Origin of the sequence: Kordiimonas sp. (assembly GCF_048264555.1) — a bacterium.
Taxonomy (GTDB): domain Bacteria; phylum Pseudomonadota; class Alphaproteobacteria; order Sphingomonadales; family Kordiimonadaceae; genus Kordiimonas.
Genome location: NZ_JBLXCX010000002.1, coordinates 358625 through 371180, shown reverse-complemented (window position 1 = coordinate 371180; position 12556 = coordinate 358625). Strand labels below are relative to the sequence as shown.

Annotated in this window: 9 protein-coding genes; 6 read left to right on the top strand and 3 right to left on the bottom strand. The window is 53.3% G+C overall.

The features are described from left to right. The first annotated feature begins 39 nt into the window (after window positions 1-39). A complete protein-coding gene (gene tyrS / locus ACN0XZ_RS06795; protein ID WP_417456980.1) occupies window positions 40-1290 on the top strand; it encodes a tyrosine--tRNA ligase in 1251 nt (416 codons plus the stop codon). A 20-nt stretch (window positions 1291-1310) separates the two neighbouring features. Here tyrS and ACN0XZ_RS06790 read toward each other — a convergent pair whose 3' ends face one another. Continuing rightward, window positions 1311-4553: an AsmA-like C-terminal domain-containing protein gene (locus tag ACN0XZ_RS06790; protein ID WP_417456979.1), complete on the bottom strand. Its 3243-nt coding sequence runs from the start codon at window positions 4551-4553 to the stop codon at window positions 1311-1313. A 98-nt stretch (window positions 4554-4651) separates the two neighbouring features. Here ACN0XZ_RS06790 and ACN0XZ_RS06785 point away from each other — a divergent pair, with 98 nt between their 5' ends. The 5 genes from ACN0XZ_RS06785 to ACN0XZ_RS06765 all read left to right on the top strand — a co-directional run bounded on the left by ACN0XZ_RS06785 (window position 4652) and on the right by ACN0XZ_RS06765 (window position 10705). Beyond that, window positions 4652-7588, top strand: a complete 2937-nt coding sequence (locus tag ACN0XZ_RS06785; RefSeq protein ID WP_417456978.1) for a bifunctional [glutamine synthetase] adenylyltransferase/[glutamine synthetase]-adenylyl-L-tyrosine phosphorylase — start codon at window positions 4652-4654, stop codon at window positions 7586-7588. Window positions 7589-7602: 14 nt separating this feature from the next. Beyond that, window positions 7603-8067 (top strand): thioredoxin-dependent thiol peroxidase, encoded by a 465-nt coding sequence (gene bcp, locus ACN0XZ_RS06780; protein WP_417456977.1) that lies wholly within the window; start codon window positions 7603-7605, stop codon window positions 8065-8067. Window positions 8068-8071: 4 nt separating this feature from the next. Beyond that, a complete protein-coding gene (locus ACN0XZ_RS06775; RefSeq protein ID WP_417456976.1) occupies window positions 8072-8890 on the top strand; it encodes a ferritin-like domain-containing protein in 819 nt (272 codons plus the stop codon). 134 nt (window positions 8891-9024) lie between these two features. Then, on the top strand, window positions 9025-10296 hold the full coding sequence (locus tag ACN0XZ_RS06770) for a peptidoglycan DD-metalloendopeptidase family protein (RefSeq protein WP_417456975.1): 1272 nt from the start codon (window positions 9025-9027) through the stop codon (window positions 10294-10296). After that, window positions 10274-10705, top strand: a complete 432-nt coding sequence (locus tag ACN0XZ_RS06765; RefSeq protein WP_417456974.1) for a bactofilin family protein — start codon at window positions 10274-10276, stop codon at window positions 10703-10705. Before ACN0XZ_RS06770 ends, ACN0XZ_RS06765 begins: the two co-directional genes overlap by 23 nt. A gap of 76 nt (window positions 10706-10781) precedes the next feature. Here ACN0XZ_RS06765 and ACN0XZ_RS06760 read toward each other — a convergent pair whose 3' ends face one another. Together ACN0XZ_RS06760 and prfB are read right to left on the bottom strand one after the other, a co-directional pair. Continuing rightward, window positions 10782-11369 carry an ATP-dependent Clp protease proteolytic subunit gene (locus tag ACN0XZ_RS06760; RefSeq protein WP_417456973.1) on the bottom strand — a complete coding sequence of 196 codons (588 nt, stop codon included), beginning with the start codon at window positions 11367-11369 and terminating at the stop codon, window positions 10782-10784. 40 nt (window positions 11370-11409) lie between these two features. Further along, window positions 11410-12538 (bottom strand): peptide chain release factor 2 gene (prfB, locus tag ACN0XZ_RS06755; RefSeq protein WP_417456972.1). Its coding sequence is split into 2 segments (ribosomal slippage): window positions 11410-12468 and window positions 12470-12538, totalling 1128 coding nucleotides; the frame shifts between segments, so codons are not numbered across the junction. Window positions 12539-12556 lie beyond the last annotated feature (18 nt).

The window sequence follows — 12556 nt, the reverse complement described above, 5'->3', positions numbered from 1 at the left end:
CGCAATATTTTGCGACTGACTTTTAAGTAGGCGAGATCAATGACCAGCTTGAAATCGGAATTCCTTCAAATCCTGTCCGAACGCGACTTTATCCACCAGGCAACTGACCTGGAGGCTCTTGACGCCAAGATGTCTGAGGGACCGATTTCTGCTTATATTGGCTTTGATTGTACAGCCCGCTCCTTGCACGTGGGTAGCCTTGTTCAGATCATGATGTTGCGCTGGCTCCAGAAAACTGGCCATCAGCCGATCGTGCTTATGGGTGGCGGCACAAGTAAGATTGGTGACCCTTCCGGCCGAGATGAAAGCCGCCAGTTGATGACGGATGAAATCATCGCTGACAATATGGCGGGTATTCGTACAGTGTTCGACCGCCTTCTGACGTTCGGTGAAGGCAAAACCGATGCGGTGATGGTCAACAACGGTGAGTGGCTTGATACCCTTCAATACATCCCGTTCCTGAGGGATATTGGTACCCATTTCACTATCAACCGGATGCTCACGTTTGATAGCGTGAAACTGCGGCTTGATCGTGAGCAGCCGCTCACGTTCCTCGAGTTCAACTACATGATCTTGCAGGCTTATGACTTTATGGAGCTCGGCAAGCGTTACGGTTGTGCCCTCCAGATGGGTGGCTCGGACCAATGGGGCAACATCGTCAACGGCATTGAGCTGGCACGCCGGGCATCGAGCCAGCATCTTTTTGGCCTGACGACACCGCTGATCACAACGGCGGACGGCAAAAAGATGGGGAAAACCGCGTCTGGCGCCGTATGGCTCAATGAGGACCACCTGCCATCATATGATTACTGGCAGTTCTGGCGAAACACACAGGACGCAGATGTAGGCAAATTCCTGCGTCTCTTCACCGAACTGCCTCTGGATGAAGTTCGTCGTCTTGAGGCGCTGGAGGGTGCGGAGATCAATGACGCCAAAGTCATTCTGGCCAATGCTGCGACAGCTTTGGTACGTGGTGAAGCAGCAGCTATCACGGCTGAAGCAACCGCTAAGGAAACCTTTGAAAAAGGCGGTGCTGGAGCCGACCTGCCAACGGTAAACCTTGCGCTATCCTCACTTTCGAGCGGCATTAACGTCGTCGATCTGTTTATTGAAGCTGGCCTCGGAGGCTCCAAAGGCGAAGTACGCCGGTTGATCAAACAGGGCGGCGCCAAGCTCAATGATATTAAAGTTGAGGACGAGACAACCACAGTCACGGCAGATTTGCTGCAAGATGGCCAGATCAAACTATCCGCAGGCAAGAAGCGCCACGCGATTGTGAAGGCTGACTAACACCTCATAGACACCGCACGTTAATTAGGAACCCCGGGCTTTGGCTCGGGGTTTTCTGTTTTTGGCTCGACTATTTCGCCAACTTCGTCATCATTGGCTGGCGTCTGCGCGTCCTTAACATCGTCGACCTTTCCTTTGCGCCCCTCAAACAGCAGCCTCAGGAAACCGGGGGCAAGACCCGAAAGCGGATTGACTGAGAACTCCGGACTGGCGGTTGGTCCTTTCACGCGGTAAGCGACGCCAAAGATGCCCTTACCCTCACCACCTGTCAGGATGGCGCCAAGGAGTGGTATTTTACCCAGTAGCGCATTGAGGCCATAGGCAGGGACAAACACGCCGTTCACGTTAATTTTCTCCGCCCGCGCAGATATCTGCCCCTCCATCGTCATGCCAAGCGACGGCCCATTTGCCTTCATTTTACTGATATCGAGCACTCCTTCCGAATAGTCGAAAGGCATCTCGATGGTACTAAGTTCGACCGCGTCATCTTTCAGATATTCATTCAGCCCCTCGATAACGCCTTCATTCACGTCATCACTAAGCTTGTTTTTTGAAACCATGAACGAATCGCGAATATTGATCTCGCCTTGAATGTGGAGATCATTGCCCCAGCCCGACGTTTTGCCGCTGAGTTCCAGTTCTCCGTCCCGCAGGTGCGAAAACAGGCCAAGACCGCGAAGGAAGTGCCCTGCATCTGGCGTAGAGACATGCAAATCGCGCAGTGCCTGATCATCACTCGGAGTGATAGTGAGAGCCAGAGCCTTGGAGGTGCCGAACACGAGCGCATTGATTTCCAGTCGCTCGGGCGCCCCGCCAAGAAAGCTGCCGTTCAAGGTAACGGCATCCTGTTTCTCACCATTCATGAGCAGCAATGTGTCGACGGACAATGTGAGATTCAAGCGCTCCAGATCGCTCTCAATTCCTTGGGCTTTGCCCTCCTGCTCCGCGTCTAGTATCGGCGCGAGATCAAACTGCTTGCCCGCAATATCGATGGTTGTGGACCCATCTTCATCCTCAGCAACGGAGGCCCTAAAGCTGTTGTTACCGAGGCGGGCAATGTCGATGTCTGCAGTAAACTGCTGAGCATCCTTACTAGCCCACCAGATATCAGCTCGTACATCCATCTCTTCACCAGTCACGATCAAAGGCGATAGACTGGTTTTACCATCATCAAAAATCACCGTGCCTGTGACTGTGGCGGGTGACGAAGGCTCTTTCCGCCAGGCAAGATGCTGTTCTTTGAGTACGGCGCCGGTGGTATCGGCTGAGAAGTATCCTCGATTAAACTCAAAGTTACGGCCCACAAACGTTGCTTCGGCGAGGACCTGCCCTGAAAGATAGGTCGACACATCCACACCCAGCGCCGCAATGTCACGCTCATCAACGGCCCCGGAAAGAACTATCTCAGTAGTATCCGCGTTAGGGTCCTCCCGCGCGGTTTTAAGGTCTTCTCGCCAGTACAGAGCCAGCGGCACCCCATTCATCCGGCCTGAACCCTCAACTGCGACGCTGTCCTTGTTTACAAGAAGCATGAGATCGCCCTCCGTCAGTCCTTCACCGCCAAGCAGATCTGCGACCGTTGTATTCATTATGCTCGCGTTTACCTCATAGTTCACGTCATCGGCGGGAAGGTCCTTGATGAGGGGAAGTGAGATAACGGCGCGCACATGGGCGTCACCATTCACGCGCGATACGTCAAACCCCATTTTCTGCGGCACCCGCAACGGGTCGTGATCAATCACGTCCATGATTGTGGTGACATCACCGCTTAGCCTGACATCAAATACACCTGTGGCACCATTGCGCACGTCAATATCAGCCATATGAATGGTAGTCCCGGCGATAGGCATTCCCCTTATGGCACCACCTGTGAGCTCAAGGTCAAAAACATCACGGGTGAGTACACCCCGACCGGACGCGCCAATAATTTCCGGCATTGAGAGCAAATAGTATGTGTTGAGGCTATCGAAGCCGAAGGTGAGCCGGTACGGACTGCCGTCATCAAAGCCGCCACCTGTTGCTGGGTTCCAGTCCACTTCAAAACTCACGTTATAGGTACGCCCTTCAGTAATGTGGTCATCTATCCACGCTCTTGCTCCCCGTGGCGTACCGTCAGGATGCAACTTTATCGGCCAGTATTGCAGTACTTCCGGGATCGTGACTTCTTTGACCCGCGCTGTAAGCTGCACCGCTGGGGCCTGTTCATTGGCAATCCAATAAACCAAGCCTTCCCCTGATATCACGCGGTTCTGGGTCGCCAGCTCTATCCCATCAAACACCAGTGTATCTTCACCAGCTTCATATCGTCCGGTGATCAAGCCGTAACGAACCTGCGCACCATTCGGGAATGAGACCGGGTGCACCAGCTCCCCTTCATCCAGAGTCGCCGAAAAGCGCGCAAGTTCCAGCCCTTGAGACGCAGAAAGTTCAAGATCAACATCCAGCGCGACCGGCACATTCAGGTAGCTGACAATCTCCGGAAGCTCGGCTAAAGCGGACAATGAAGAAGGCCTGAACTCGCTAAAGTTCAGCGACAGTTCCATATCCCCAAGAAAAGGTTCAGCTTGGCCCTGCACGCGAATCTGAGTGGGTGTTTCCGCCAACCGAGCATCCACCAAGGCGTCCAGCGCTAGGGTTTCAAGCCGCCTTGTCACCGTGAGGCGTGGCACTGCGAATTCTGCGTTTTCCAACCCCTCCGTGCGCACAATACCTACGAGCACATTGGTAAAAGAAACCTGATCAAGCACCGGCGCGTTGTTCAGAAGCCGAGCACCAAAGCGGCTGAATGCCTCGCTCACTGGCTTGAACACCTCTGGCGTGGGCACACCGCTATCACCATACAGCGCATTGAGAGTACCCTTGTCGGACGCATCGCTGAAACCACCAAGGTTGGAAACCAGAACCTGTGCCCGATCAATCTCAACGCTTGAGAAGCTTACATCTGTGAAAAATTCTGTGAACGCGAGAGCTACGCGCGCTTCAGGTACGAACGCCGTCAATCTGTTGCGGCGGTCAATGAAGCGAACGTCCTGCAAGGATACCCACGGCCTGACACGGCGCCAATCCCAACCGACTTCAGCCTCTTCGAAACTTACGATCCAGCCAGGCAGGAGTTCTTTGGTTTGGCTTACAACCGCATCACGGGCGAAACCCAGATCAATGGGCGCAATCAATAGCCGCACAAAAAGTAGTGTGCCGAGCAGCAATCCCGCTGTCGCGACCCATATCCCAGACCGAACGACTATTCCCACTGAACGTTTCAATGCCCTCGCCTACAATACTGAAAGACACTTGATTTGATACGGCAAGGTATGAACACTCCCTGTATCTCGCAATGCAATTATGGACCTATTGACACCCTATGCCCAATAATCACAACTATCCAGCTGCGCATGATAGCCAGAAAGCCGACGAAATTTGGGCAACACTTGAAGAATTTGCGCATTCTAATCAGGAAAACGCAATAGCGATCGACAAGGTAGACAAAAACCTTGCCATAGCGCTCTTTGGCAACAGCCCTTTCCTTGCATCCATTGCTCGCCGTCAACCCGCGCTCGCTCTTGCGGTACTATCTGGCAACCCCAGCCACAAACTGGAAGACATTCTGGCGGGAATGGCTGAGGCCCGCCCTGGAGGAGAACAGACAGGCGATCTGATGGCCTTCCTGCGCACCCAAAAGGCAGCGGTTGCGCTTCTCACCGCTGCGGCGGATGTTGCCGCCTGGTGGACACTTGAGCAAGTAACCGCCGCCCTTAGTCGCTTCGCAGATGCCGCACTTGAACTAGCACTTGCCCATCTACTGCATGCACGCATGAAAGCCGGCGACCTCGCATGGCCGAGTGGTGCGAGCGAACCCGTCTCCCCCGCTCTCAGCAAAAACAGCGGCTATTTTGTGCTCGGCATGGGTAAACTTGGCGCATATGAGCTCAACTATTCATCCGATGTCGATCTCATTGTGCTCTATGACAAGACACGTGCGCAGTACACTGGTTCCAGAACCATAAGTCACTGCTTTATAAAGATAACGCAGGAACTGGTTCAGATAATGGAACAACGGACCATGCACGGGTACGTCTTTCGTACCGACCTGCGCCTTCGGCCTGACCCGGGCGCCACGCCCGTTGCGATCTCAACCGATGCTGCTGAAAGCTATTACCATTCCATGGCTGTAAACTGGGAGCGCTCCGCCATGATCAAGGCCCGTGTCGTTGCGGGCGATATGGAAGCCGGCGAAGATTATCTCGATACAATGGCGCGCTGGGTATGGCGTAAGAACATGGATTTTGTCGCGCTCAAGGACATTGCAGCCATCAAAAACCAGATTAACCGGCACTATGGTCAGACCCATATCAGCTTTGAGGGGTACGACGTAAAACTCGGGCATGGCGGAATTCGCGAGATCGAGTTTTTCGCTCAGGTAAACCAACTCCTGTATGCGGGGCGGCACCCACGCCTACGAGTACGCGGCACTCTGGATGCCTTAGAGAGCCTTGTCACTGAACAACTTATCGAACCACGCATCTATAAAGAACTTCTCGAAGCTTATCGTTTCCTTCGCACACTCGAACATCGCATTCAGATGGTTGATGATGCGCAAACGCACGCTATCCCCGAAACGCAGGATGCCATTGACCGCATCGCCACGTTTATGGGTTATGAAACCGCCACGGAGCTTGAACACACGCTAAGAAGCCACGCGCAGAAGGTGAGCGCTTGCTATGATGAACTCCTGCCAGATGAAACAAGCTCAAGCACAGCCTCGGAATATTCTGAAGCCAACCTGCCGGAACGCTTAAAGGCGCTCGGCTTCGATGACGCTGAGAACGCCGCAGCAACGATTGAAGGATGGCGTCGTGGCCGATACCGCGCATTAAGGACCGAGCGCGCGAAAGGTCTGCTTGAACAAATTCTGCCGGGGCTTCTCACGGCCTTTTCAGAGACACAACAGCCGAACTCTGCATTAATGCGATTTGATAAATTTATCTCACAACTTCCTGCTGGTATTCAGCTTTTCTCTCTATTACAGTCCAATCCATCTCTCTTCGGATTGATGGCCCGCATGATGGGCCTCGCGCCCGCGCTTGCAGAAACACTCTCCAAAAAGCCAGAACTTTGGGATTCCGTATTGGAGCCTGACTTCTTCGGCCCGATGGAAAGCGAAGAGGAATTGGGCGACTATCTGCGTCATATGCTTTCCAGCGCCAAGGACTATCAAGACATACTCGATATAGTGCGGCGGTTTGTGGCCGATGGCCGCTTCCGGATCGGTGTACAGCTTCTGGAAGCCTTGGCGGATGTGCGGGAAAGCGGCGAGGCCATGACACGCCTCGCTGACGTTTCGCTTAAATTGCTGATTTCTGCAGTCGAGGACGATTTTGCCGAACGACACGGCCGTTTTGAAGGTGGTGGCATTGCCGTGATAGCGATGGGCAAATATGGCGGCCGTGAACTGACAAACACGTCTGATCTTGATATCGTCTTTCTCTACCACGTGCCCGACATGAACGCTGAATCAGATGGCCCCAAACCACTATCACCAAGCCAGTATTTCTCGCGACTTGGGCAACACATCATCACGGCAATAACTGCGCTGACCCCAGAAGGGCGGCTTTTTGAGGTCGACACCCGGTTGCGGCCCTCAGGTCAACAGGGGCCCCTCGTCGTAACACTCAAAACATTTTCGGACTATTACACCCAGTCTGCCTGGACCTGGGAACATATGGCACTCACTCGGGCACGTATTCTCATTGCGCCTGACGCCATGCGAGCACCGCTTGAGAAGTCTATCCGGGAAGTCCTGACAGCCCCGCGGGATATTGATCAGCTACTTCTTCACGTTCACGATATGCGGCTGAAGCTCAACGAACAGTTTGGTACCCAGAACATGTGGGCGATAAAAAATGTTCGCGGCGGGCTTATCGATATGGAGTTTATCACGCAATATCTGATGCTGCGCGAAGGGCACCATAACCCTGAAATATTCAGCGCAGACCTAGGAACAAGCATAGACCGCCTTGCGAATATCGGTGCTCTCAGCCCAGACCAAGCCAGCAAGATGCATGCGGCCCATATATTCGAGCAGAACGTTCAGTCACTGCTCCGTCTCTGTCTCGGCAGTTCGCAAGTTGATGACACGCAAATCTCTGTCGGCATTCGGGAGGCTCTGTGCCGCCTCACCAAATCAGCCAATTTTGAAGACTTGAGGCAAGACCTGCTCTCGCATCAAAGAGGCATATACAGTCTGTTCCAAGATATGATAGAGAAACCCGCAACCGACGCGATCAACAAGAACGAATAATCGAGGAGGAACGCATGACCGCACAAGTTGGCGCACCAGCACCGGATTTTTCACTGCCCGCAGATGGTGGCGAGACCATTACGCTCTCCGCCCTTCGGGGCAAACACGTTGTGCTCTATTTCTACCCAAAGGATGATACTCCGGGGTGCACAACGGAAGCCAAGGATTTCACTGCCATGGCAGAGGAGTTTAAGGCCGCCGGTGCAGTCGTCATTGGCATGTCTCGCGATACAGCAACGAAGCACGATAAATTCATCGCCAAACATGACCTTAAGGTAAAACTTGCTGCCGATGTCGATGGCTCAGCCACTGAGGCGTATGGCGTGTGGGTCGAAAAGAACATGTATGGCCGGACCTATATGGGTATTGAGCGCGCAACCTACCTGATCGACGACAAAGGCGTAGTGCGTCAAGTTTGGCGGAAAGTGCGCGTTAAAGGCCATGCGCAGGCGGTTCTAGACGCGGTGAAAGCTCTTTGATCCCATGAGCGGCGACTGGAAAACAATTGGTGAAGCGGCTGCTGCTGTCTTGACCACAGAGCGTGCACGCGCCAAGGCTGAAACAGCCCGTGCTGTGGCCGCGGCATGGCGCGCTGGCAAGCTGAAGGACGACTATAACGTCAGACCCCCAAACAGGCCAGCAAGGCCACCACAGCCGCAGTTGCTTGCGCCCGGCGACATGCCCAAGCGGCGCAAGGGCGGCAGCGAAAGCAATAAGCGCGCCCTCTTGCATGCGGTCGCCCACATTGAACTCAACGCAATCGATCTGGCTTTTGACATCATCGCTCGTTTTGGCGAATACATGCCAAAAACTTTCACCGATGACTGGATCCAGGTCGGCGACGACGAAGCGCGTCATTTTGCACTACTGAGTGCGCGCCTGAAGGCGCATGACAGTTTTTATGGTGACCTACCCGCGCATGATGGTCTCTGGCAGTCTGCAGAAGATACCAAGGATAGCCTTCCTGCTCGCTTGGCTATCGTACCCATGGTGCTTGAAGCACGCGGCTTGGATGTAACACCAAAGATGGTGGAACAGTTCAAACGGAACGGTGATCCAACGTCGGCAGAGGTTCTGCAAACAATCTATGAAGAAGAGGTCGCCCACGTTGCTGCTGGCACCCGTTGGTTCAAATATCTGGCCAAAAAAGGGGAACTGGATGCGGACGCCTGGTTCAAGGAACTGGTGCAGGAATATTTTAATGGCCACCTGAAAAGACCGTTCAACAAACCCGCACGCACCCGGGCTGGCATGCCGCCGAGCTTCTACGAACCGCTTGCGGAGATGCTTGAAGCAGAATAAGAAGCTTGACCAAAGCGCTCAAAATGAGTGGAATGCAGACAAAATTAACGGAATAGTACAATAATAATCATAGTGTTGGGTCAGGGGCGGCCCTTGAGTATCAGGGTACGGAAACGACGAGGCGTGGGCAGTACGTGGCTAACGAGTTGACATTATTAGATAAATTTCACGCGTTTAGGGCAAAATATTTCCCTGAGCGGCAATTGTTCCTGCGTAGTGAGGGCCGTGTAAGGTTCCTTACCATAGGAAGTTACACCCAGATGACGATGGCGTCTGCTATCGCAATTTCGCTGATTTGGGGTGGCATAACGTCATATGCCTATCTGACAAGCGATCTTACGCTTCAGGAAAAAAATCGCACAATCTCGACCATGAGCGCGCAGTATCAGGCGCTTTCCAGTGACTTCTCCGCGCTAGAGGTTGAGGTGGAGCGCCGTGCCCAGCAGCTGGAAACGCGCCAGAAATTCCTTGAAGAAATGGTGGGGACCCCAGCGACTCCCCTGCTCGAACCTGAGGTTATGGATGCAGAGCCTGAAGCTGCGACCTCAACAGGTACTGGCCCGGACACATCTGAAAACCTGAGTACAGGGTCGCAAAGCTCCACTTTCATCAAACGTATTTTCGGGACAGGTAGCGCTCAGGCCGCCGTGCATTCAAACATCGACCGCCGGAAGAACCTGCTCTTTCGCCTGCAAGACATGGAAGCGCGGCAACGCAACCTTGCTACAGCCATGCGCGACAACGCGGTAAGCGAACTTGCCAATATTGATAGTGTTCTTGCGCCCACCAAGCTGGCAAGCAGCGACCTTATCGAGAAATTTGGCTCGCATGCAGACGCTCAAGGCGGTCCATTTGTTGCTGATGTCGCTTTTGAGCCAGTTTTCAGTGAAGAAGACGGAAATATCTACGCTGAACTATTCACCGAACGCCAACGCCTTGAGATGGTCACAAATGCATTGAATAGTTTCCCTATAGGGGAGCCGGCGGAAAAATATTATCTTTCCAGCCGTTTCGGTCGTCGTGTTGATCCGCTCAAAAAGGTTTGGGCCAAGCACTCTGGCCTTGATCTAGCTGGTTGGCCTGGCACAGCGATTTATGCTGCCGCACCCGGCAAAGTGGTGCACGCAGGATGGTACGGCCCCTATGGAAACATGGTCGAGATTGACCATGGTAACGGCTTCAAAACCCGCTATGGGCATATGCGCAAAGTACGGGTTGAAAAGAATGAAGAGGTAACATTGGGGCAGCGTATTGGCGATATGGGAAAAACAGGTCGGGCAACCGATACCCATGTTCACTACGAAGTGTGGTTTGACGGACGCGTTCGCGACCCTATGCCCTATTTGAAAGCAGCAAACGATGTTCTCGAAATCCAAGGAAGACATGAAAAAACCAGCCAGCAATAACAACCCGGTGCCCCGTCCTGGTACGGCACCGACTCCATCGATCATCGGTTCAGATGTTGAAATTGAAGGCAATATCCGCACGGTCGGAGAGTTGCAGCTTGATGGCAGCATTACGGGTGATCTGACATGTGGCGGCCTTGTTATGGGCGAAAGTGGTGCCGTTAAAGGCACGATTTCTGCCGACAATGTCACAATCCGCGGTTCGGTAAACGGCGAAATTCGCGCACGCTCAGTTCGGCTTGAGAAAAGCGCCGTGGTAGACGGTGACGTTTATCACGAAAGCCTGTCTGTTGAGGCAGGCGCCAAGCTTACAGGCCGTTTTGCGCATACCTCCAGCCCGAAGGAGAAGACCAAATCCGCACCGGATGAGACACCTTCCTTCGTGGCTAAAACATCTGCCGCAGAATAGCTGGACATAAATTTATAGAAAAAGGGGGACGCATCTGCGTCCCCCTTTTTTTGTTTCACACGATAGAGAATGCCGCTTAAGAAACTTCATCCTGGCTTGAGACGATTTTGCCCACAATGCCGTATGACACCGCGTCTTCGCATCCAAGCCAAAAGTCCCTATCAACGTCCGCCTCAATTTTCTCAAACTTCTGCCCTGTGGCGTCAGCAAAAATCTGGTTGAGACGCGCACGCATCTTCACGATCTGCACAGCCTGAATATCAATATTGGTCGCATCACCACGTACGCCGCCCGAAGGTTGGTGCAACAGGAACCGGGTGTTTGGCGTGGCAAAGCGGTTTTCCCTGTCTGCTGCAACGTAGATAAGCGCACCGGCACTAGCCACCCAGCCTGTACCCAGCATCTTGACCGGCGATTTGATAAATTTCACCATGTCATGGATCATATCGCCAGATTCAACATGACCACCCGGCGATGAAATCACGATCGTGATCGGATCATGGGATACATGATCCATCGCCATCAGCCGCGCGCAGGTGGCGCGCGCAACATCCTGATCAATTTCACCGGTGATAAAGATCTTCCGTGCATCAAACAGGATCTTGTTGATCTGCTCACTGCCCGATTTACCCTTCTCTTTTTCGTTCTCTGTTTCTTTGCTCACAATTCATCCCCAAGTGGCTGATCGGGCACAATGGCCGCTATTAATCTATATCCTGAACGTCAGAACTTTCGCCGTGGACACGGGCCGCAAGCGCGGCTGCCATGAACGGGTCAAGGTCTCCATCGAGTACCTTATCCGGCTGGCCAGATTCCTCGCCCGTCCGCAGGTCCTTCACCATCTGGTAAGGCTGCATGACATATGAGCGTATCTGATGCCCCCAACCGATTTCCGTCTTCTGCGCATTCACGGCGTTCGCTTCTTCCTCGCGGCGGCGCAACTCGGCTTCATAAAGTCGTGCTTTAAGCATGCTCATGGCAGCAGCCCGGTTTTTGTGCTGTGACCGCTCGGCCTGACACTGCACCACAATACCAGACGGTTGGTGCGTGATACGAACCGCAGAATCAGTCGTGTTTACGTGCTGACCACCTGCCCCCGATGCCCGGTAGGTATCAACCTTCAGGTCGCCTTCATTGATATCGATCTCGATAGAATCGTCAATAACAGGATAGACCCAAACAGAGGCAAAACTCGTATGCCGCCGGGCGTTACTGTCATATGGCGATATGCGAACAAGCCGGTGCACACCGGACTCTGTCTTGAGCCAGCCGTATGCGTCCTCGCCCTTGATTTGAAGGGTTGCAGATTTTATGCCCGCTTCTTCACCTGGCATATATTGAACAGTTTCAACCTTGAAACCACGTTTTTCCGCCCAACGCATATACATGCGGAACAGCATGGAAGCCCAGTCCTGGCTTTCTGTGCCGCCCGCACCTGAATGAATTTCAACGTAAGTGTCGTTGCCGTCCGCCTCACCAGACAACAGCGCTTTCAGCTCTGCCGTCTTGGCTTGTTCTGCCAGCTTCTTAAGTTGCCCTTCAGCTTCCTTGATCATGTCTTCATCGTCTTCCATTTCTGAAAGTTCAATGATTTCAACGGTCGCTTCGAGGTCATCCCCGATTTCACGCACGGCTGTAATTGCGTCATCAAGCTTGGTACGCTCGCGCATCAGTTTCTGTGCGTTTTGGGGATCATTCCACAGATCAGGATCTTCAGCGAGAGCATTCAGCTCTTCAAGCCTCAGTAAAGCCCGATCCCAGTCAAAGATGCCTCCTCAGCAGCGCCATTGACTGCTGGAGTTGGTCGACGGTTGCCTGAGCTTCCGCACGCATAAACAAAGTCCTTCTATA

Excerpts from the sequence above, each read along its gene's own strand:
- bcp (WP_417456977.1), top strand. The coding sequence starts at position 7,603 with ATGACCGCACAAGTTGGCGCACCAGCACCGGATTTTTCACTGCCCGCA.
- tyrS (WP_417456980.1), top strand. The coding sequence starts at position 40 with ATGACCAGCTTGAAATCGGAATTCCTTCAAATCCTGTCCGAACGCGAC.
- ACN0XZ_RS06775 (WP_417456976.1), top strand. The coding sequence starts at position 8,072 with ATGAGCGGCGACTGGAAAACAATTGGTGAAGCGGCTGCTGCTGTCTTG.
- ACN0XZ_RS06785 (WP_417456978.1), top strand. The coding sequence starts at position 4,652 with ATGCCCAATAATCACAACTATCCAGCTGCGCATGATAGCCAGAAAGCC.
- ACN0XZ_RS06765 (WP_417456974.1), top strand. The coding sequence starts at position 10,274 with ATGAAAAAACCAGCCAGCAATAACAACCCGGTGCCCCGTCCTGGTACG.